Origin of the sequence: Streptomyces sp. NPDC099050, from assembly GCF_044759865.1 — a bacterium.
GTDB lineage: Bacteria > Actinomycetota > Actinomycetes > Streptomycetales > Streptomycetaceae > Streptomyces.
In genome coordinates this window covers 14,985-33,958 of record NZ_JBIWAE010000015.1, presented here as the reverse complement: position 1 = coordinate 33,958, position 18,974 = coordinate 14,985, and the positions used below count along the sequence as shown (strand labels likewise).

Here is an 18,974-nt window from a genome sequence, read left to right as displayed (position 1 = left end):
ACGGCGGAAACCGGCTGTTCGGGTGATGTGCGGGGACCGGGCGGGAGCGGAGATCCCGGGGATCCGGGCGATCCCGGCGACTCCGGCGACCGCGGTGATCCCGGCCGGCAGGGCGCGGGCCGCGAGGTGGCCCGCCCCCATCACGGCGGCCCCGGCGACGGCGTCGAGGAAGTAGTGGTTGGCCGTGCCCATGACGACGACGGTGGTGAGGACGGGGTACGCGGCCCCCAGCGCCCGGACCAGCGGCCGCGGCGCGCAGCACCACAGCACGACCCCGCACCACAGCGCCCAGCCCACGTGCAGGCTGGGCATGGCCGCGAACTGGTTGGTGAAGGAGCCGAGCCCGCGCGGCGCGCTGGCCTCGCCGCCCCACCAGCCGTAGGCGCTGTAGTGGGCCATCGTGTCGGTGAACCCGTACGAGGCGTCGAGCAGCCGGGGCGGGCAGGTGGGCACCAGGGCGAAGCCGACGAGCCCGAGGAGGGTGGAGAGCATCAGCCAGGTGCGGGCGAAACGATACTGCTGGGGGCGGCGCCGGTAGAGCCAGACCAGCACCGCGGGGGTGACGAGGTAGTGCAGGGAGGCGTAAACGAAGTCGGCGGGTATGCCGAGGACCGGCCGGCCGGTGAAGAGCCGGTTGAGCGGCCGCTCCAGGTCGAGGGCCAGGAGCTCCTCCACGCGCAGGATCGCGAGCCCGTGGTCCACCGCCATCCCGACGTCGCCCCGGGCGAGGAGTCTGCCACCCGAGTACGCCGCGTAGACGATCCCCAGGAGCAGCAGTTCGGCCCACCAACGCGGAGGCTGCCGCCTATTAGTCATACGGCGTATGACGTGTGTGAAGACGCAAGGGTTGCGTGACGTTCACTTGATGGATGATGGGGCGGCGACGCAATCCCCGCAAATCCGTGCGAATGGCAGGCGCCGTCGATGCTCGGACCGTACCGCCCATCTCGCTTCTCAACCGGGAGAACTCATATGGCCCCCCGCATCCTCTTGGCCCGTCACGGCCAGACGGCGTGGTCCCAGCTCGGCAAGCACACCGGACGCACGGACGTGCCCCTGCTGGAGGAGGGGAAGCGCGGGGCGAAGCTGCTCGGCGAGCGCCTCGCCCGCGACCCGTGGGCGAGCCTGCGCGGACTGGAGGTGCGCACCAGCCCCCTGGTGCGGGCGAGCGAGAGCTGCGACCTGGCCGGCTTCGGCATCCAGGCGGAGCCCTGGGACGCGCTCATGGAGTGGGACTACGGCGACTACGAGGGCATGACCCCGGCCGAGATCCAGGCGATCCGGCCCGGCTGGCTGATCTGGCGCGACGGGGTCCCGGGCGGCGAATCCGTCGCGGACGTCTCGGCCCGCGCCGACGAGGTCGTCACCTGGGCCCGCTCGGCCGAACGCGACGTCCTCGTCTTCGCGCACGGCCACATCCTGCGCACCCTGGCCGCGCGCTGGCTCGGCTTCGAGGCCTCCTTCGGCGCCCGCATCCGGCTGGAGCCGACCTCCCTGTCGGTCCTGGGCTGGGCGTACGGGGCCCCCGCGCTGGAACGCTGGAACGACACGGGGCACCTGGACGCGTAGCGGCGGCCTGCCGGAAGGGCCGCTCCCCGGACCGGGGCGGCCCGCCGTGCCTCGATCCGGACCGGAGGGCAGGTGCGGAGTCCGCCGCCTCAGATTCCCTGCACGACCACGCGGTCGCCGCAGAGCAGTTTCATATCCTCCTCATCGGACGTGAAGATCGTGACGCTTCCCGGCTGGCGCAATGCCACGGCCGCGAGGGCCGCGTCGATGGCGTACTTGTGCCCGTGCAGCCCGGCAGCCTCCAGCAGCTCGATCGCCTCCCCCGCGATGTCCCGGGTGACCGGTTCCACCGCAATCTTGGAAAGGGTCCACGTCCAGGCGGCCTTCTTGACCCGCTTGTGGTACGCCTCGATGAGCGTCATGGAACTGGTCATCACCCGGATTCCCGAGCGATCCGCGTCCTTGAGGCGGGCGCCCATGGCGCGGTTGCCCAGCACGGCCTGGGAGAGGCCCTCGCTGTCGAGCAGATAGACGGGCTCGGACATCAACTCGCCTTCCGGTCCGTCACGGACCGGGCCTTGAGTTCCGCGTGCTGCCGCTGAAGCGAGAGCCGCTCCGCTTCGGCGCGTGCCAGCTCGGCGTCGGTGACCTCTCCGTGCTCGCCCTCCCACCAGCCGACGAACTCGTGGAGGTGGTCCCGCTCGCGCTGGCGCTCTATGGCTTGGGTGACGTAACGGCTGAATCCACCGGACCCCACCTCGGCGCGGATCTCTTCCGCCAGCTCCTCTGGCAGGGTCACGGTGTACTTCTTCGTTGCCATACCCATCATCATACCGTCGAGGCGTGCCGGGCGAGGAACGAGCCCACGCGCGGGGAGCGCTGGTGCGGGACCAGGGTGCGGGCCGTCGCCGCCAGCATCGACTGGATCCGGGTCGACTGGACCTCCTCCAGCAGCTCCATGACCCGCCCGCCCGCCCAGGCGGCCTCGTCGGGGGCGCCCGCGTGGGCCAGGTTGTCGGCCAGCTCCGCGGTGTAGAGGGCGACGTTGCGCGCGAAGTGCGGGTCCTGGAGGTCCGCCGCCCGGCGGGCGTGCCGGGCGGCCCGGGCGTGCTCGCCGAGCGCGGCCCAGCAGCGGGACTCCAGGGACTCCAGCTCGGCCTCGCCGAAGAAGGACATCCACTCGGGGTCCGCCCCCGCCCCACCGCGCGAGAACTCCGTGTGCGCCCGGGTCAGCGCCTCCTCGCAGGCCTTGCGGTCGGACAGTCCGGCCCAGCCGCCGGCCTCCCGCAGGGCGAGCAGCGACAGCAGCCGCGGGGAACCGAGCGACCGGGCGGCGCGGCGGCCCGCCTGGGCCGCCCGTACCGATTCGCGGGGGCGCCCGCAGTCCCGGGCGAGGAACGCCATGTTGCTGAAGGCGTGTGCCTCCAGGCCGGCGTCCCCGGAGACCCGGGCCGTGGCCAGCGCCTCCGCGTAGTGCGAGCGGGCGTCGTCGAACCGGCCCGAGTCGTGCGCGAGCCAGCCCACCGAGATGGCCAGCTCTCCCGCGCCCGCGTGCAGCCGGTCCTCGGTGGACTGCCGGGTCGCGCCCGCGTCGAGCAGCGCGTAGGCGGTGCGCAGGGGTTCGGCGGCCCGCCGGTACAGGGCGTCGGCGCCGTGCCGGTCGTCCAGCAGCCGGATCTGGCGTACGGCGTCTTCGACGGCGGCCGCCTCGGACTCGCCGGCGCGGGACGGGAGCCGGCGGCTGTCGCCGAGCAGGGTGAGGCTGAGGGTCGCGGCCGCGACGGTCGCGGAGCCCCCCGCCATGAACGCGCGACGCAGCACGTCGCTCTCCTTGGAACGGGAAGGGCCGGGGAAGCCGGTGGGGTGGGGGCGCTTGGCGAAGGCGGAGAAGGGGGCGGCCTGTTCGCGCTGCGCCAGCCGTCCCCGTACCGTCTCGCGCGGGGAGAAGCCCAGATCGGCCAGGGTGCGGCCGGGGAACATGTGGAGGAAGACCCGCTCGTAGGCGTAGTTGGGGCAGCGGATCTCACCGGACTCGACCCGGCCGATGTAACGGGCGTCGCAGGAAACCGTTTCTCCGATTTCCTTCGCCGCCCTGCGCACCAGCGCGGCGAACTCGGCCGGGGAGTGCTGACCGCGCAGCCGCCGGAAGGGGGTGTTGGGTGAGTGGGGGGACGTCGCCATGGACGCGGCCTCTCTGGGCAAGTGATTGCGCTGCCGGTGACTGTGTGGTGCCTGTGACGCGCTGCCCGGCGGGCATGAACGTACCGCCACCGGCGCAGGGTTGACCCGGTGTTTGGCTACAAAACGGATATCTCACCCGCGATCCGCCATGAACTGCCATCCTTTGCAGCGTCTTGCCGCCGCACCTGTTGACGTTCCCGTGCGTTGAACCCGTGCGGAGTGGGAGGAAGCCCGCCGGCTTCCGGGACCGCTCCCGCGATGCTCGTACGCGGATCGAGGAGGGGTTCCCTTGGTGGAGGGCGGCATGGAGAGTACGGACACGAACACCGCGCCCGAGCCCGGAGCGGTCCTCCTCACGGGCGCCCCGGACCTGGTCACGGTGCCCACCCGGCAGGGGCTGGAAGCCGTCGACATCATCCAGCGGGCCGCCGGCCAGGCCAGCCGCGCGTGCGGCGTCGGCCCGGTCCTGCACGACGGCTCCGGCAGCACCCTCGGCTTCCTCGTCCCGCCCGGCACCGCCGACGGCTGGGACCTCCCGGGCAGTGCCTGTACGCACACCAACGGGCGCGGGATGCGCTTCGGCGACACCTCGCCCACCGGGGGCGACACCGGCTGGCTGCTGCCTCCGGACGCCGTCGGGCCGGTCACCGACCCGGAGGTGCTGCGGGCGGCGCTCGGCGAGGCGGCCCGGCTGATCGAGGCCGCCGACAACTGCCGCTGAGCCCGCCTGACCTCCGGTGATCCGGGTTCCCCGCCCTGACCAGCCATAATGAGGACGTGGCGAGCAAGGGCAAGGGCAGTAGCGGCAAGGGCGGCACCGGCAAGGGCGCCGCCGGCAAGGACAGCGGTGACAAGCGGCGCGGGCGCGAGAGCGCCGGGGCGCCCGCCGGGCAGGTGGACGGCGGCCACGCCGCGCTGGAGCCCGACCGGGAGCGCTCGCGCGCCTGGACCCTGCTGATCGACGGCGCCCCGCAATCGCACGTGGACCTGGACGACCCCGGACACCTGGACTTCTCCTACCAGCGCCGGATCGGCCACCTGATCGACCTGTTCGCCCCCGCCCGCCAGCCGCTGAACGTGCTCCACCTCGGCGGCGGCGCTTTCACCCTCGCGCGCTACACGGCCGCCTCCCGCCCCCGCTCGACGCAGCAGATCGTCGAGATCGACGCCGGGCTCGTGGCCTTCGTACGGGAACACCTGCCGCTGGACCCGCAGGCGCGGGTCCGGGTCCGCGCGGTCGACGCCCGGGCCGGGCTGGCGAAGATCCCCGACGGCTGGGCCGACCTGGTGATCGCCGACGTGTTCAGCGGGGCCCGCACCCCGGCGCACCTGACGAGCGCCGAGTTCCTGGACGACGTACGCCGGGCCCTGGCGCCGGGAGGCTGGTACGTGGCGAACCTCGCGGACGGTCCGCCGCTCTCCCATCTGCGGGGCCAGATCGCCACCGCCGCCTCCCGGTTCAAGGAACTGGCCATGGCCGCCGACCCCGTGGTGTGGCGGGGGAAACGCTTCGGCAACGGCGTGCTGGTGGCCGCCGACCGGGAGCTCCCGGTCGCCGAGTTCACCCGCCGGGTGGCGAGCGACCCGCACCCCGGGCGGGTCGAACACGGCCGCGCCCTCATCGACTTCGCGGGCGGCGCCGCCCCGGTCTCCGACGCCTCGGCGGTGGCCTCGCCGGAACCCCCGCCGTCGGTCTTCCGCTGAGCTGCCGACCCGGGGCTACTCCCGCGAAGCCGCCGCGAGCTCCCGCAGGCGGCGCTTGTCCGGCTTGCCGCGGTCCGTCAGCGGGAGCGCCGGCAGCCAGAACACCGCCGCCGGCCGCTGCCCCGGGGCCAGCTCCGCCGCCACCAGCGCGCACGCCCCGTCCGCCGCCGCGTCCGTCGGGGCGTGGCCGGGGGCCGCGACGAGGAAGGCGCAGACCGCCTCCCCGGTGAGCGGGTCCGTCCGCCCCACGACGGCCGCCCGGGCCACGGCGGGGTGGCGGGTCAGGGCCGTCTCGATCGGGCCGCAGTAGATGTTCGCCCCGTGCACCATCACCACGTCCTTGACCCGGTCGTCGAGGTACAGGTACCCGTCGGCGTCGACGTGCCCGACGTCTCCCGTGCGCAGCCAGCCGTCGCGCAGGACCTCGGCGGTCAGGGCGGGCTGATTGCGGTAGCCGGCCATCACCATCGGGGAGCGCACCCACACCTCCCCGGTCGCCCCGGGCGCGCAGCCCCGTACCTCGACCTCCACGCCGGGCGCCGGACGGCCCACGGAGCCGAGCAGGTGGGGGCGGTCGGCGGCCGCCGCGTCGTGGTCGGCCGGGGAGAGCCGGCTGAGCACCCCGGCCTCGTTCATCCCGTAGCCCTGGGTCCAGCGCACCCCCGGACCCCACCGGGTCAGCGCCCGCCGCAGCCGCTCCGGGTGGACGGGGGAGTCGCCGTAGGAGACGCGCACCAGGCCGGGCACGCCGTCGGCGGTCTCCGGGTCGTCGAGCAGCCGGTACAGCATCGACGGGGTCAGGTACGTGGACGCGGGCCCGAGCCGCCGGCAGGCCTCGGCGAACTCCCGGGTGCCGAAGGGGTGCAGGATCTCGGAGCGGCCGCCGACCCGCAGCTGCTCCAGACACCGGCCGCCGGAGCGCTGGGAGAGGGAGTCGGTCGATACGAACGTCAGGGGCGCGGCGTCGGGAGCCTCGGTGCGGGTGGCCGTACGGGCCGCCATGGCGGCGAAGGTGGAGGCCACCCCCTTCGGGCGGCCCGTCGTACCGCCCGTGTAGGTCACCCGGGCCACGTCCTCGCCGCGCGCCGCCACCGCGACGGGCAGGGCCTCCCGGGCGGAGGCCGCCTCCAGCAGGGCGGCCAGGCCGATGTGGGCCCCCGGGCCCGGCGGCACCGGGGTGTCGTGGACCACCAAGGCGGGCGCGCAGTCCCGTAGGAGGTGGTCGAGTCCGTGGGTCGTGGGGCCCACGCACACGTGGGTCAGCCGGGCGCCCAGCACGTGCGCGGCCAGCCGTACGAGGAGGGTCTCGGGCGGGTTTCCCGCCGAGACGCAGGCCAGCCCGGAGCCGCGCCGGATCCCCAGGTCGGCCAGGGCGCCCGCCAGCCGGTACGTCCAGGCCAGCACCTCGGCGTGGGTGAGGACCCAGGGGCCGGACCCGAAGGCGGGGCGGTCCGCGTACCGCTCGCAGGCGTCGATCAGGTCGGTGACGTACCGCGCGCCGGTGCTCATGGCGCCACGGTATCCGGCGGGCCCGGTGCGGGAGACGGGTCTTCCGGGTCGGCCGCCTACGGATCGACGATCTCCACCAGCGGCGGGTGGTCGTGCCAGGTGCAGAACACCGAGACCTCGCGGCCGTCACGGGTGAAGGTGACGCGGATCCAGGACGGCTGCTTCCAGACCTGCATCCGCCAGCCGGCCAGCGGGGTCGCCGACACCAGCTCGGCGGAGGTGGCGCCGAGACCGAAGACGACCCGGCCGCCCGAGACGCTGTACGCCTTCACGTTCTCGGCCGGGGGCCCCTGGCGCTGCGACCGGGGGGTGGGCGTCGCGGAGGGCTTGGCCGAAGCGGAAACGGCGGGGGAAGGGGTCGGGGAGGCCGGTGCCGTGGACGCGGACGGTGAGGGGGACGGCGAAGGCGTCGGCTCCGGGGGCTGCGCCCGGTGCGTGGAGGAGGACAGGGGCTGCACGGCCAGCGGCACCGCGAGCGGCGGATCGTACGCGGTCCCGGACATGACCGAGTGCACGCCCCACCAGGACAGCGTCACGGCCGCCCCGGTCGCCAGGGTCCACGCCCCCGCATGGGCGACTGCTCTACCGACAAGTCCTCGTCGCATCGGGGGACATACTGCACCACCGGCCCCGGACCTGGCCCGGCACCCCTCGGCATCCCCCGAATGGGCTACGGTGCGGGCCATGGCTAGTGTGCTCGTGGTCGAGGACGACCAGTTCGTACGTTCCGCCCTCATCCGGCACCTGACCGAGGCCTCGCACACCGTGCGCAGCGTCGGCACCGCTCTGGAGGCGCTGCGCGAGGTCGCCCACAACCGCTTCGACGTGGTGATCCTCGACCTCGGACTGCCCGACCTGGACGGGGCCGAGGCGCTCAAGATGCTGCGCGGGATCACCGACGTGCCCGTCATCATCGCGACCGCCCGCGACGACGAGGCGGAGATCGTCCGGCTGCTCAACGACGGCGCCGACGACTACCTGACCAAACCCTTCTCCGTGGAACACCTCTCCGCCCGGATGGCCGCCGTCCTGCGCCGCACCCAGGCGGCCGACGCCGAACCGCCGTCCCGCGTCCTGCGCGTCGGCGGTCTCGCCATCGACCCGCTGCGCCGGCAGGCCGAGCTGGACGGGGCGGTACTGGACCTCACGCGGCGGGAGTTCGACTTGCTGGCCTTCCTCGCCGGGCGGCCGGGCGTGGTCGTGGCCCGCCGGGAGCTGCTCGCCGAGGTCTGGCAGCAGTCGTACGGAGACGACCAGACCATCGACGTCCACCTGTCGTGGCTGCGCCGCAAGCTCGGCGAGACCGCCGCCCGTCCGCGCTACCTGCACACCCTGAGGGGCGTCGGGGTGAAGCTGGAGCCGCCCGCGTGAGGTGGGCTCTCGTCAAGGTCTGCCTCGCGGTCACCGTGATGGTGGTCGTGGCCTTCGCCGTACCGCTCGGGCTGGTCGTCCAGGAGATGGCCAGCGACCGGGCGTTCTCCAACGCCGAGCGGCAGGCCGCCACCATCGGGCCGACGCTGTCCATCACCACCGACCCGGTGCAGTTGCGCAAGGCCGTGGAGTCCACGCAGATGGGCGCCGACCGGCGGATGGCCGTGCACGTGCCGGCCGTCGGGGACAGCCCGCGCGTGGACATCGGCGACGGCTGGGCCGGCGAGCGCGCGGTCTCCGAGACCCGGCGGATCGGGCGGGCCGCGACGGCCCCGGTGGCGGGCGGCGGTTTCGCCCTGCTCCAGCCCGTGGCACTGGGCTCCGGGGACATCGCCGTGGTGGAGATCCTGGTGCCGGAGAGCGAGGTCAGCAACGGCGTAGCCACCGCCTGGGTGGTCCTCGCGGGCGTCGGCCTCGCCCTGGTCGTGGGCTCGGTGGCGGTCGCGGACCGGCTCGGCGCCCGCCTGGTGCGGCCCGCCGAGCGGCTCGCGGACGCCGCGCACCGGCTGGGCGAGGGGCGGCTGGGGGCGCGGGTCCCGGAGGACGGGCCGAAGGAACTCCGCTCGGCGGCCGTCGCGTTCAACTCGATGGCGGACCAGGTGGTGGAACTCCTGGCCAACGAGCGGGAGCTGGCCGCCGACCTCTCGCACCGGCTGCGGACCCCGCTGACGGTGCTGCGCCTCAACGCGGCCTCGCTCGGCGACGGCCCGGCCGCGGAGCAGACCCGGGCGGCCGTGGAGCAGCTGGAGCGGGAGGTCGACACGATCATCCGTACCGCCCGCGAGCAGCGTTCCGCCGCCGCGCAGGGGCCGGGCGCCGGGTGCGACGCCTCCGAGGTGATCCGCGACCGGATGGGGTTCTGGTCGGCGCTGGCGGAGGACGAGGGCCGCGAGGTGCGGCTCGCGGGGGTGGACCGTACGGTACGGATCCCCGTGGCCCGGCCGGAGCTCGCCGCGGCGCTGGACGCCATGCTGGGCAACGTGTTCCGGCACACCCCCGAGGGCACCCCGTTCGCGGTGGACGTCCACGACGCGGGGGACGCGGTCATCGTGCTCGTCTCGGACGCGGGGGGCGGCATCGCCGATCCGGACGCGGCCCTGCGGCGCGGCAACGACGGCGGCCGCGACGGGTCCACGGGCCTGGGACTGGACATCGTGCGGCGGGTCGCGGAGTCGACGGGCGGGGACGTGCGGCTGGGGCGTTCGGTGCTCGGCGGCACCGAGGTGCGGGTGTGGATCGCCCTGGACGGGCGGGCGCGGGGTGAGTCCGCCCGCGGCGGACGCAGCCGACGCAGGCGGCGGCGCACCTGACGCAGCCCCGTACGCGGGGGCGGCGCGACTGACGCAGCCCCGTACCCGGGGGCGGCGCAACCGGCCTGGTCCCGTAGGCGGCGGGGGCGCAACCGGACTGGTCCCGTACGCGGTGGGGGCGCAACCGACGTAACCCTGTGGGCGGCGGGGGCGCGCCGCGCGTCCGGTATGTCCGCCTGTCGGTACGGTCCGCGCCATGGACACCCTCATCTTCGGCGGCCTCCTCGCCACTTCGATCGCGATGTACCGGGACTCCCCGCGGTTCATCGTGCTCGGCGCCTGGTGGCTCGTGCTCCTCGCCGTGATCCTGCTGATGGCGCACCACATCACCAGCGGCCTCGCCCTCACCTTGAGCTACTGACCGTGGCCGCGATGTCCAGTCTCCTCCCGGAGACGCCCCTGGAGGGCGGCCTGCTGGGCCGGGTCCAGTTCTGGTTCGCGTGCGCCTTCGCCATCGGCTGGACGGGGGTGGTGTGCGGCGGGCTCTTCTACCAGTTCGGGATGGGGGAGTACCCGTGCCCGCTCTGCATCGTGCAGCGGATGTTCATGCTGCTGGCGGCCATGGGGGCGGCCCACATCGTCCGGACGGCGCTGTCGCGCGGGGCGGTCACCGGCCGCGACTACATGATGGGCTGGGGCCTGTCGCTGGTCGCCGTGATCGCCGGCTCGTTCGCCTCGTGGCGGCAGACGACGCTGCACATCCTGCCCGGTGACAAGGGGTACGGGAGCGAGGTGCTCGGCCTGCACCTCTACGTCTGGGCGTGGATCCTCTTCCAGGCCTCGGTCGTCGCCGTGGGCATCGTCCTGGCCTTCGCCCACGCCACCGCGGACCGGGTCGTCCCGGCGCAGGACCCGGGACCGTACCGCACGGTGGGGATGCTCGCGCTGTGGTTCCTGGGCCTGGTGATCGCCGTGAACCTCGTGGCCGTCTTCCTGGAGGAGGGCTTCCACTGGTTCCTTCCGGACGCCCCGACGCGCTACCGGTTCTTCTACGACGTGGGGATCCTGGACTAGCTGAGGTTGGCGGGGAGTCGACGCCTCCCGCGCGGGAATCCGTACGACCTGCTTGAGTGGTTCCGCCCGCCTTCGGGTTCTCCGCCTTCCGATTCCTTCCGTATGTGAGGGGAAGCCGTCATGCGTTACGCAGTCCTCGGTACCGGCATCGTCGGCCGTACGGTCGCCACCCGGTTGCTCTCCCTCGGCCACGAGGTCGTCATCGGCACCCGGGACCCCGGGGCCACCCTCGACCGCACCGAGTACGCCGCGTGGCGGCGGGCCAACCCGGCGGCGGGGCTCGCCCCCTTCGCGGAGGCGGCGCGGCGCGGCGAGGTGCTCGTCAACGCCACGGGCGGGCAGGTCAGCGTGGCCGCCCTGACGGAGGCCGACGCCGCGCACCTGGACGGCAAGATCCTGATCGACATCGCGAACCCGCTGGACTTCTCGCGCGGGTTCCCGCCCGGCCTCGACCCGGTGGACGGCGACAGCCTGGGCGAGCTGATCCAGCGGACCTTCCCGGGGCTGCGCGTGGTCAAGACGCTGAACACGATGAACTGCCAGGTCATGGTCGACCCGGGCAGGGTCCCCGGCGACCACACGGTGTTCCTCTCGGGTGAGGACGCCGAGGCGAAGAAGGCGGTACGGGAACTCCTGTACTCCTTCGACTGGAGCGAGCACAGCGTCATCGACCTGGGTGGCATCGAGACCGCGCGCGGCACGGAGATGCTGCTGCCGGTCTGGCTCCGGCTGATGGGGACCCTGGGGCACACGGACTTCAACTTCCACATCCAGGGCGCGAACCGGACGGAGTAGCCGGACGGAGTAGCCGGACGGAGTAGCTCCCGCCCGGACGGAGGCGCAGATGCTGCCGCCCCCGGCAGGCGCGCCGAGGGCGGCCGTGACGAGCTCGGGCGGGGCGACGGCCAGTCCGGTCCCGGCGTCGCCGATGCCGTCGCGTTCGTTGATGAGCAGCAGCGTCCCGATGGGGCACAGTGCGGCGGGCAGGCGGGCGGGGAACCCGTTCACGGGCAGGGCGCGGCCGCCGAGGGCGAGCACCCCGCGGAAGCCGGCGGGTGCGGGCGTGGGCATGGACAGCCTCCAGCCGGACGCCGCCCTCCCGTTTCTCCGGCGCGCGCCGTTGCCCGTTGGGCTGGACGCCAACGCCCGAGCGGGCGGGTTGGGAAGGGTCTGGGGAGGTCTCTGCGGGAGGTCTCTACGGGGCGGAGTCGCCCGAGGTCAGCCGCTTGGCCTGGGCGCGGCCGACCTCGGCGGCGCGGTGCAGGTAGTCGGCGATGACCGCCAGTTCGGAGTCGGAGTAGCCCGCCAGAACGGCGCCGAAGGCGCGGCCGGGGGTTTCCCAGGCGGCGCCGATCCGTTCGCGGGCGGTGGGGGAGAGGGCGACGAGGGAGCGGCGGCGGTCGTGCGGGTCGGCGTGCCGCTCGACGACGCCGGCCTTGACCATGCGGTCCACGAGGCGGGTGGCGGAGCCGGAGGTCAGGCCGGTGAGGCGGGCGATGTCACCGGTGCTGACCGGTTCCGGCTCCATGTCGAGGAGGGCGACGCACTGCATGTCGGTGGGGTGCAGGCCTACGTGGTCGGCCATGGCCTGGTTGAAGAGCGAGTAATCGGCGTAGTGCCGCTGGCTTTCGGTGACGATGCGCGCGAGCAGCTCGGCGCGGCTCCACTCATCACTCGAACGAGCGTAATCGGTTGACATCGGCTTCTCCGTGCTCCAAATTTGTCTGTGTGACGCAGAGAATGCGTCGCACAGAATCTGCGCCACGTATCCATCCTAGAGCAGGAAGGGCAGGAATCCGCCATGCCGAACACGCCCGGGGTTCTCGTCACCGGTGGCCGCGGCTCCAACGTCCGCGGAGGCCCTGCTCGGCTTCCGGGCTGCCTCGGACGGGCTTCCGGTCGACCTCACCGCCGATCTCGAACGCCTCACCGGCCACGCGCCGCGCACCTCCGAGACCTGGTCGGCGGTGCATGCCGACGCATTCCGGGCGTGGGGCCGCCTTCCCCGGACCCGGGCGTTTTCGTCGGCACAGGTGCGTGTTAGCGTCCGCCGATTGATCGATTACTGGGGGGAAACATGCGAAGGCTTTTGAGTATCGGCAGCGCGGTGGCGCTGCTCGTCACCGGCGGTATCGCGGGTGCGGGCACGGCCATGGCGGCCGGGGACCCGACGTTCTACTTCAGTCCGGTCGAGGACAAGGTCCTCATGCCGGGCGAGGGGTGGGCCGAGCTGGCCCCGTCGAGCACCGGCGGGAACGGCGACGGGAAGGCGGACGGCACCTACGTCTACGTCGTGAGCAAGAAGCCGCTCACGGACGCCGGCTGGTCCGGCGGTGGAGCGCCGGCCGGGCTGAAGGTGGCCCTGACGGAGAGCTGCGCACCGAAGGCCGGGATCGCCGGCGTCTACCTGTGCAACCTGGACGGGTGGAACAACCCGTATCCCCAGATATCGGCTCCGAGCTCGACGGCGAACGGCGTGACGGCCTACTACGGCCTCGTCTACGTGCCGCGCGGCGCCAGCATCACCGCGGGCATCAAGGAGGCGCAGACCGCGGGATCCAAGGCCATCGGCCCGCGTCGGGCGCACGCCACGGTCACCGTGAAGAGCAAGGCGCACGTCGCGCTGAACACCGTCACGCAGTCGACGCCGAAGCTGCCGGCGGGCGGCTCGGTGATGCAGACGGTGAAGGTGCACGCGGTCGACAAGGGCAAGCTCCAGGTGAGCCTCTCCCAGGCGGCGGGCTTCCGCCGGTGGGACGAGGGCGAGCTGAAGGTCACGGTCGCCGGTGTCGAAGGGGGCGGCGCGGCCGGTGTCGAGTGCGACCACTCCTTCGGCGAGATCGGCTGGGGCAACGAGATCCGCTGCGACATCGCGAAGCCCGGTGACTACACCGTCACCTACACCCTGAAGGCCGATGCGACCACGCCCGCGTGGAAGCTGAGCGCCACCGCGGTCTACGAGGTGTACACCGGCGGCTGGGGCGACAACCCGACTACGGCCTCGGACTTCGCGATCGCCAGCTCGATACCGGTGACCCAGCGGTACCGGGTCGTGGGCCGCGACGCCGAGGGCGGTCTGTGGGACTACAAGAGCACGGGCAAGATCGCCGAGCCGTTCGCGCCGGTCGACCCGGTCGGCGGCACCTTCGACTGGAACAAGTACACCGCGCTGACCCGGCTGGGGCCGGTGACGATCCAGAGCACCGGACGGGGTGCGGTGGGTCGGGACAAGGACGGGGTGCTGTGGATCCACCCGACCTCGGGCGACGGCTCCATCTACAAGAACCGGATACGGGTCGGTGCCGGCTGGAACGTCTACGACACGCTGGTCGGTGTCTCCGACGTCACCGGCGACAAGAAGTCGGACCTGCTGGCGCGGGACACCGCGGGTGTGCTGTGGCTGTACCAGGGCACGGGCCTGAACTCGAGGCCGTTCGAGACCAGGGTGCAGATCGGCCGCGGCTGGAGCATCTACGACCAGCTGGTGGGCGGTGTCGATCTGACCGGTGACGGCAAGGCCGACCTGGTGGCCCGGGACAAGGACGGGAAGCTGTGGCTGTACCAGGGCACGGGGGCGGCCGCGAAGCCGTTCGCGACCAAGCTGCAGATAGGCAGCAACTGGCAGATCTTCAACTCGATCGTCGCGCCGGGTGACCTGACGTCCGACGGCAAGGCCGACCTGGTGGCCCGTGACAAGGCCGGGAGCCTGTGGCTGTACCAGGGCACGGGGGTCGCGGCGAAGCCGTACGCCGCCGGGGTGAAGGTCGGTACCGGCTTCGGCAGGTACAACCTGCTGTTCTAGGAAACGCGGAAGGCCCCGGTCCGCTTTCGCGGACCGGGGCCTTCTCGTCAGGGTGAGTGACGGGACTTGAACCCGCGGCCACCTGGACCACAACCAGGTGCTCTACCAACTGAGCTACACCCACCATGTCCGGTCGGAAAACCGACCGGCCGAAGAAAAGCGTACAGGGTCCGGGAGGGTGCTCGCTCCCCCCTTTCCCCGCCCCCCTCTCCGGTGGGTGCTAGGCGCCGGGGACGACGTGCTTGGCGGCGATGGTGCGCGCCGTGTCCGAGTCCGGACCGGGCTGCGGCACGAAGACGGCCTCCCGGTAGTAGCGCAGCTCGGCGATGGACTCCTTGATGTCCGCGAGCGCCCGGTGGTTGCCGTTCTTCGGCGGGCTGTTGAAGTAGGCGCGCGGGTACCAGCGCCGTGCCAGCTCCTTGATCGAGGACACGTCCACGATCCGGTAGTGCAGGTACCCCTCGAGCGCGGCCATGTCGCGCAGCAGGAAGCCGCGGTCGGTGCCGACCGTGTTTCCGCAGAGCGGTGCCTTGCGGGGTTCCTTCACATGTTCCCGTACGTATGCCAGGACCTGTGCCTCCGCGTCCGCGAGGGTGGTCCCGCCGGCCAGCTCGTCGAGCAGGCCGGACGACGTGTGCATCTCGCGCACCACGTCGGGCATGGTTTCCAGGGCCGCGTCCGGCGGGCGGATCACAATGTCCACGCCTTCGCCGAGCACGTTGAGCTCCGAGTCGGTGACCAGTGCGGCCACCTCGATAAGTGCGTCGTCCGTCAACGAGAGCCCGGTCATCTCGCAGTCGATCCACACCATGCGATCGTTCATGCGCCCCACCTTATGCGGAAGGTCCCCCGCATCGGTGACCACCGAGGTGACCACTGGTGCGGGGGACCTTCCCTGGACCTCGTTACGCGTGCTCGCGCAGCACCCGGCCCGGGGCGTACAGCTCCGTCACCGTGGGACCGGCCGCGGCGAGTGCCGCCGCGGTCCGCTGCGGCTGCGGACTGCGCTGGTGCGGGACCGGCGACTCCGACAGCTGAGCCACCTGGACCACGTCCGCCTGCGGGCGGCGGGCCCGGTAGGCGGAGCGGTAGGCGGCCGGGGAGGACCCCAGCTGGCGGCGGAAGTGCCCGCGCAGCGCGACCGGCGAGCGGAACCCGCAGCGTCCGGCGACCTCGTCGACCGAGTAGTCGGAGGTCTCCAGCAGCCGCTGCGCCTGAAGCACCCGCTGGGTGATCAGCCACTGGAGCGGCGCACTGCCGGTGAGCGAGCGGAACCGCCGGTCGAAGGTGCGCCTGCTCATGTAGGCGCGCGCCGCCAGCGTCTCCACGTCGAACTGCTCGTGGAGGTGTTCCAGTGCCCAGGCGACGACCTCGGCCAGCGGGTCGGCGCCGATCTCCTCCGGCAGCGACCGGTCGAGGTAGCGTTCCTGGCCACCCGTGCGGCGCGGCGGGACGACGAGCCTGCGGGCCAGTGCGCCCGCCGCCTCGCTGCCGTGGTCCGTGCGCACGATGTGCAGGCACAGGTCGATTCCGGCCGCGGTGCCCGCGGACGTCAGCACGTCGCCGTCGTCGACGAACAGCTCGCGCGGATCGACGTGGACGGACGGGTAGCGCTTGGCCAGCGTCGGCGCGTACATCCAGTGCGTCGTCGCGGGCCGGCCGTCCAGCAGGCCGGCGGCGGCGAGCACGAACGCACCCGTGCACAGTCCGACGATCCGGGCCCCCTCCTCGTGCGCCAGGCGCAGCGCGTCGAGCGCCTCCGGCGGCGGCGGTGAGGTGATGGAACGCCACGCGGGAACGACGACCGTGCCTGCCCGGGCGATCGCCTCCAACCCGTATGGCGCGGTCAGTTCGAGTCCGCCGGTGGTCCGCAGCGGACCGTCCTCACCGGCGCACACGAGCAGTCGGTAGCGTGGAACTCCCGCGTCCTGCCGGTCAATGCCGAACACGGAAAGTGGAATGGAGCTCTCGAAGATCGGTCCGCCGCTGAAGAGCAGCACCGCGACGATCTCCCTGCGGCGACGCCCCGCGAGCTTCCTGCCGTCTACGACGACGGCGGTGGAATCCTGGCTCATGGCGCTAAGCCCCCCTTGGGTGTCGCGACTCCTTGGTCTGGTCGCACCTGCACGTATCCCCTCGGCCTTGCACGTGGCTCCCCCGCCGTAAATACATGATCGAATCTACTGCGTCCCGTGGTGTCGGCGTGACAAGTTCAGCACGCAGCGCTATGTCGACTTGGCAACTTGGCGAAAAGCATTCGATCAGGAAGCCTTCCACTCCGCTACCCGGGTGGAAAGCGCACTGTCCGGCCATGGCCAGTACTCGTAGGGTCCAAGACCCCTTGTAGCGCCGTAGTCGCTGATGGTGAGGGGGTCGGGGGGACATTCCGGCAAGGGGGGTGACCTGCCGGGAAGTTGGCTGAAAACATGCGGGTGTGGATGTGCGAATCGGTCAGTCGTGAGAGGACATCCCGCCGGAAACCTGACATCCGCGCTGGCTTCCGGCCCCGGCGCGCGAGTGGCGGCCCCGGTGTGCGGGCGTCAATCGGTCCTCCGCGAGGACCCGGCCGGCATTCCGCTCCGTCTGTTCCGAGTGGCGCAGCAGCACCCGGCAGGCCGCCGTGACGGCCGCGAGTCCCAGGGTGGCTACGGCGGCCCCGCCGAAGGAGGTCCCGTAGACGACCAGGACCACGGGGACGAGCAGGCAGCTGAAGGCCGCCCAGCGCACCACGTCACCCGCCGGGTCCTCCTGGGGCCGCCGGGAGGGCTGCACGGACGAGTGAAGGGGAGGGGGCGGCGTGTGGACGGACTGCTTCGGCTGAGCGGGCGACTGAGCGGGCTGGACGGGGTGGACCGGACGACCGGGCACGGCGTGCTCCCTGCGGGCTCTTCCTGGACGGTCGGACTCGTGTCCAACGGCCCGCGGCGCGGCTTCGTCACTGCGCGCACGGGTGGCGCACACCCGATGGGGTGCTCCTGGTCACTGGCTGTAGGGGACAGCGGACATTGCCAAGGAGGCGTGGCTGCGGCATGCTCCCTGGGACGCTCTCCAAGGGCGGCATGACCTGTGCAGCACAGGAGTGTCGCCGTACCCTGGTGGGTATGGGCTTGGGAAGATGCTTCCCGGACAGAGCTCGGTCACACTGAGTTGTCGTTTTCTGGAATCGTCCCGCTTGAATCGTCGCTTCCGCCTATTGGCGCCCCGTCCCCTTGTCCCTTCCCCTGAGGACCTCTTCGCCGAGACACCCATGGCCGGTCACGAATTCTCCGAACCCGCGGACCGCAAGCGCAAACGCCTGGCCGACCCCGAATCGGCCGACCTGCGCGCGGTGGAACAACCACGTCATCCCTGCGACCCGGCCTTCCGGCACGGGGTCGTGGTGGGCTTCGACGGATCCATGTCCAGCGAGCGCGCCCTCGCGTACGCGATCGGCATGGCCCGTCGCTCCGGCTCCGGTCTGATCATCGTCCACGTGGCGAACCGGCTGCCCACCACCGTGTGGGCCGGCTGCGAGCCGCCGGTCTTCGTGGACGTGCCGGACCACCGCACCGAGGTGCTGGGACTGGAGCTGGCCTGCGCGGACTACCTGTCCGAGGTTCCGTGGATCCTCGTCGAGCGCGGCGGGGACATCTGCCACGAGCTGGAGGAGGTCGGCCGGGAGTACTCGGCGGACGCCATCGTGGTCGGCTCCACGCACGGGATCGTCGGCCGGATCTTCGGATCGGTGGCGGGCCGGCTGGCGAAGCGGGCGCAGCGACCGGTCGTTGTCATCCCGTAACCGTCTGTATGTCGATTGTGCGGTTGTGCACCCCCATGTAAGGGGTAGATAAAGGCTGCTGGGACGCAGCAAACAACTGCAGATCGAAGGGAGCCCGCCGTGGACAACGGTGTCTCTGCGGGAAGCACGGCCTCGACTTCGGCCCTCGGGCACATCGCCCTGGGTCTCACCCTTCTCGCGTTCGGTATCGGCAACACCGGCATCATCGACGGTGTGACCGCGGCGAACTCCGTGTCGCTCGCGATGTACCTCGGCGGACTCGCCCTGTTCGTCCTCGGAGTCCTCGAGTACCGCGGCGGCGACGGCTTCAACGGCACGGCCTTCGCGGGCATCGGAACCTTCTGGTTCATCTGGGCCAGTGGGGCCGACGGAAAGGTTTCGGCAGACGCGGCCGGGATGTTCCTCGTGCTCTTCGCCATGCTGGCACTGACCCTCACCGCTGCCGCCTCGGGCGGTCTGTTCGGTCAGGGCGTGTACGGCCTGTTCACCCTGTCCCTGCTGCTCCTGGCGATAGGCACCTTCGCCGAGAGCGACGGGCTGGCCAAGGCGGCCGGCTGGGTGGCGGCGCTCTGCGGACTGCTGGCCTGGTACGGGGCCACCGCGGCGCTGGCGAGCTGGCCGATGGCCCTCGGCAAGGGCCGGCGCGGAGCCGTCGCGGCGAGCTGACGTCCGACGCACCGACCGCACCACGCATGTCGCACCACGCATGCCGCAGCACGCAGCACGCACCGCACGA

The 18,974-nt window shown here is 72.3% G+C and carries 20 protein-coding genes, 1 tRNA gene and 1 pseudogene; 11 read left to right on the top strand and 11 right to left on the bottom strand.

What is annotated here, in order from left to right; genetic code table 11:
• Positions 1-183: 183 nt before the first annotated feature.
• A pseudogene (locus tag ACIQV3_RS24295) lies at positions 184-708 on the bottom strand (phosphatase PAP2 family protein); the annotation flags it as partial.
• A 264-nt stretch (positions 709-972) separates the two neighbouring features.
• Here ACIQV3_RS24295 and ACIQV3_RS24290 point away from each other — a divergent pair.
• Positions 973-1,569, top strand: a complete 597-nt coding sequence (locus ACIQV3_RS24290; RefSeq protein ID WP_403715049.1) for a histidine phosphatase family protein — start codon at positions 973-975, stop codon at positions 1,567-1,569.
• Between the two features lie 89 nt (positions 1,570-1,658).
• Here the strand turns inward: ACIQV3_RS24290 and ACIQV3_RS24285 are convergent, their stop codons facing one another.
• Genes ACIQV3_RS24285 through ACIQV3_RS24275 form a run of 3 tightly spaced genes read right to left on the bottom strand, consistent with a single transcriptional unit; the run spans position 1,659 to position 3,690 of the window.
• Positions 1,659-2,054, bottom strand: a complete 396-nt coding sequence (locus tag ACIQV3_RS24285) for a PIN domain-containing protein (protein WP_403715046.1) — start codon at positions 2,052-2,054, stop codon at positions 1,659-1,661.
• A complete protein-coding gene (locus ACIQV3_RS24280; RefSeq protein WP_403715044.1) occupies positions 2,054-2,329 on the bottom strand; it encodes a hypothetical protein in 276 nt (91 codons plus the stop codon). The genes ACIQV3_RS24285 and ACIQV3_RS24280 overlap by 1 nt, the downstream gene beginning before the upstream one ends.
• An 8-nt stretch (positions 2,330-2,337) precedes the next feature.
• On the bottom strand, positions 2,338-3,690 hold the full coding sequence (locus ACIQV3_RS24275) for a tetratricopeptide repeat protein (RefSeq protein ID WP_403715042.1): 1,353 nt from the start codon (positions 3,688-3,690) through the stop codon (positions 2,338-2,340).
• Positions 3,691-3,994: 304 nt separating this feature from the next.
• On the opposite strand from ACIQV3_RS24275, the gene ACIQV3_RS24270 reads away from it, so the two are divergent.
• Complete coding sequence (locus ACIQV3_RS24270) at positions 3,995-4,411, top strand: hypothetical protein (RefSeq protein ID WP_403715040.1); 417 nt, start codon at positions 3,995-3,997, stop codon at positions 4,409-4,411.
• Between the two features lie 56 nt (positions 4,412-4,467).
• On the top strand, positions 4,468-5,394 hold the full coding sequence (locus ACIQV3_RS24265) for a spermidine synthase (RefSeq protein WP_403715038.1): 927 nt from the start codon (positions 4,468-4,470) through the stop codon (positions 5,392-5,394).
• Positions 5,395-5,409: 15 nt separating this feature from the next.
• On the opposite strand, the gene ACIQV3_RS24260 is transcribed toward ACIQV3_RS24265, so the two are convergent.
• Positions 5,410-6,903 carry a class I adenylate-forming enzyme family protein gene (locus tag ACIQV3_RS24260; RefSeq protein ID WP_403715035.1) on the bottom strand — a complete coding sequence of 498 codons (1,494 nt, stop codon included), beginning with the start codon at positions 6,901-6,903 and terminating at the stop codon, positions 5,410-5,412.
• A 56-nt stretch (positions 6,904-6,959) separates the two neighbouring features.
• Positions 6,960-7,508, bottom strand: coding sequence for a hypothetical protein (locus tag ACIQV3_RS24255; protein ID WP_403715033.1), 549 nt, complete (start codon positions 7,506-7,508; stop codon positions 6,960-6,962).
• A 79-nt stretch (positions 7,509-7,587) separates the two neighbouring features.
• Here ACIQV3_RS24255 and ACIQV3_RS24250 point away from each other — a divergent pair, with 79 nt between their 5' ends.
• The 5 genes from ACIQV3_RS24250 to ACIQV3_RS24230 all read left to right on the top strand — a co-directional run bounded on the left by ACIQV3_RS24250 (position 7,588) and on the right by ACIQV3_RS24230 (position 11,453).
• Positions 7,588-8,274 carry a response regulator transcription factor gene (locus tag ACIQV3_RS24250; protein ID WP_327306588.1) on the top strand — a complete coding sequence of 229 codons (687 nt, stop codon included), beginning with the start codon at positions 7,588-7,590 and terminating at the stop codon, positions 8,272-8,274.
• Positions 8,271-9,644 (top strand): sensor histidine kinase, encoded by a 1,374-nt coding sequence (locus tag ACIQV3_RS24245; protein ID WP_403715030.1) that lies wholly within the window; start codon positions 8,271-8,273, stop codon positions 9,642-9,644. The genes ACIQV3_RS24250 and ACIQV3_RS24245 overlap by 4 nt, the downstream gene beginning before the upstream one ends.
• A 196-nt stretch (positions 9,645-9,840) precedes the next feature.
• Positions 9,841-10,005: a DUF5993 family protein gene (locus ACIQV3_RS24240; RefSeq protein ID WP_403715028.1), complete on the top strand. Its 165-nt coding sequence runs from the start codon at positions 9,841-9,843 to the stop codon at positions 10,003-10,005.
• 11 nt (positions 10,006-10,016) lie between these two features.
• Positions 10,017-10,658, top strand: a complete 642-nt coding sequence (locus tag ACIQV3_RS24235) for a disulfide bond formation protein B (RefSeq protein ID WP_403715026.1) — start codon at positions 10,017-10,019, stop codon at positions 10,656-10,658.
• A gap of 120 nt (positions 10,659-10,778) precedes the next feature.
• On the top strand, positions 10,779-11,453 hold the full coding sequence (locus ACIQV3_RS24230; RefSeq protein WP_403715024.1) for an NADPH-dependent F420 reductase: 675 nt from the start codon (positions 10,779-10,781) through the stop codon (positions 11,451-11,453).
• A 400-nt stretch (positions 11,454-11,853) separates the two neighbouring features.
• Here the strand turns inward: ACIQV3_RS24230 and ACIQV3_RS24225 are convergent, their stop codons facing one another.
• A complete protein-coding gene (locus ACIQV3_RS24225) occupies positions 11,854-12,357 on the bottom strand; it encodes a MarR family winged helix-turn-helix transcriptional regulator (RefSeq protein WP_403715022.1) in 504 nt (167 codons plus the stop codon).
• Positions 12,358-12,747: 390 nt separating this feature from the next.
• On the opposite strand from ACIQV3_RS24225, the gene ACIQV3_RS24220 reads away from it, so the two are divergent.
• The gene (locus ACIQV3_RS24220; RefSeq protein WP_403715020.1) at positions 12,748-14,460 is read left to right on the top strand and encodes an FG-GAP repeat domain-containing protein; all 1,713 of its coding nucleotides are present in this window, start codon (positions 12,748-12,750) and stop codon (positions 14,458-14,460) included.
• Positions 14,461-14,511: 51 nt separating this feature from the next.
• Here the strand turns inward: ACIQV3_RS24220 and ACIQV3_RS24215 are convergent.
• The 4 genes from ACIQV3_RS24215 to ACIQV3_RS24200 form a co-directional block, all read right to left on the bottom strand.
• Positions 14,512-14,584, bottom strand: a tRNA-His gene (locus ACIQV3_RS24215).
• 96 nt (positions 14,585-14,680) lie between these two features.
• A complete protein-coding gene (gene orn / locus ACIQV3_RS24210) occupies positions 14,681-15,283 on the bottom strand; it encodes an oligoribonuclease (protein WP_266877785.1) in 603 nt (200 codons plus the stop codon).
• 82 nt (positions 15,284-15,365) lie between these two features.
• Complete coding sequence (locus ACIQV3_RS24205; RefSeq protein ID WP_403715017.1) at positions 15,366-16,535, bottom strand: helix-turn-helix domain-containing protein; 1,170 nt, start codon at positions 16,533-16,535, stop codon at positions 15,366-15,368.
• A gap of 376 nt (positions 16,536-16,911) precedes the next feature.
• The gene (locus tag ACIQV3_RS24200) at positions 16,912-17,232 is read right to left on the bottom strand and encodes a hypothetical protein (RefSeq protein ID WP_403715015.1); all 321 of its coding nucleotides are present in this window, start codon (positions 17,230-17,232) and stop codon (positions 16,912-16,914) included.
• Between the two features lie 475 nt (positions 17,233-17,707).
• Here ACIQV3_RS24200 and ACIQV3_RS24195 point away from each other — a divergent pair, with 475 nt between their 5' ends.
• Together ACIQV3_RS24195 and ACIQV3_RS24190 are read left to right on the top strand one after the other, a co-directional pair.
• Entirely contained in the window at positions 17,708-18,238 is a 531-nt protein-coding gene (locus ACIQV3_RS24195; protein ID WP_403715013.1) for a universal stress protein, read from the top strand.
• Between the two features lie 99 nt (positions 18,239-18,337).
• Positions 18,338-18,904, top strand: a complete 567-nt coding sequence (locus tag ACIQV3_RS24190) for an acetate uptake transporter (protein WP_403715011.1) — start codon at positions 18,338-18,340, stop codon at positions 18,902-18,904.
• The last annotated feature ends 70 nt before the right edge of the window (positions 18,905-18,974 follow it).

Coding starts and splice junctions, on each gene's coding strand:
- ACIQV3_RS24290 (WP_403715049.1), top strand. CDS start 973: ATGGCCCCCCGCATCCTCTTGGCCCGTCACGGCCAGACGGCGTGGTCC.
- ACIQV3_RS24285 (WP_403715046.1), bottom strand. CDS start 2,054: ATGTCCGAGCCCGTCTATCTGCTCGACAGCGAGGGCCTCTCCCAGGCC.
- ACIQV3_RS24280 (WP_403715044.1), bottom strand. CDS start 2,329: ATGGCAACGAAGAAGTACACCGTGACCCTGCCAGAGGAGCTGGCGGAA.
- ACIQV3_RS24275 (WP_403715042.1), bottom strand. CDS start 3,690: ATGGCGACGTCCCCCCACTCACCCAACACCCCCTTCCGGCGGCTGCGC.
- ACIQV3_RS24270 (WP_403715040.1), top strand. CDS start 3,995: ATGGAGAGTACGGACACGAACACCGCGCCCGAGCCCGGAGCGGTCCTC.
- ACIQV3_RS24260 (WP_403715035.1), bottom strand. CDS start 6,903: ATGAGCACCGGCGCGCGGTACGTCACCGACCTGATCGACGCCTGCGAG.
- ACIQV3_RS24255 (WP_403715033.1), bottom strand. CDS start 7,508: ATGCGACGAGGACTTGTCGGTAGAGCAGTCGCCCATGCGGGGGCGTGG.
- ACIQV3_RS24250 (WP_327306588.1), top strand. CDS start 7,588: ATGGCTAGTGTGCTCGTGGTCGAGGACGACCAGTTCGTACGTTCCGCC.
- ACIQV3_RS24240 (WP_403715028.1), top strand. CDS start 9,841: ATGGACACCCTCATCTTCGGCGGCCTCCTCGCCACTTCGATCGCGATG.
- ACIQV3_RS24235 (WP_403715026.1), top strand. CDS start 10,017: ATGTCCAGTCTCCTCCCGGAGACGCCCCTGGAGGGCGGCCTGCTGGGC.
- ACIQV3_RS24230 (WP_403715024.1), top strand. CDS start 10,779: ATGCGTTACGCAGTCCTCGGTACCGGCATCGTCGGCCGTACGGTCGCC.
- ACIQV3_RS24225 (WP_403715022.1), bottom strand. CDS start 12,357: ATGTCAACCGATTACGCTCGTTCGAGTGATGAGTGGAGCCGCGCCGAG.
- orn (WP_266877785.1), bottom strand. CDS start 15,283: ATGAACGATCGCATGGTGTGGATCGACTGCGAGATGACCGGGCTCTCG.
- ACIQV3_RS24205 (WP_403715017.1), bottom strand. CDS start 16,535: ATGAGCCAGGATTCCACCGCCGTCGTCGTAGACGGCAGGAAGCTCGCG.
- ACIQV3_RS24195 (WP_403715013.1), top strand. CDS start 17,708: ATGGCCGGTCACGAATTCTCCGAACCCGCGGACCGCAAGCGCAAACGC.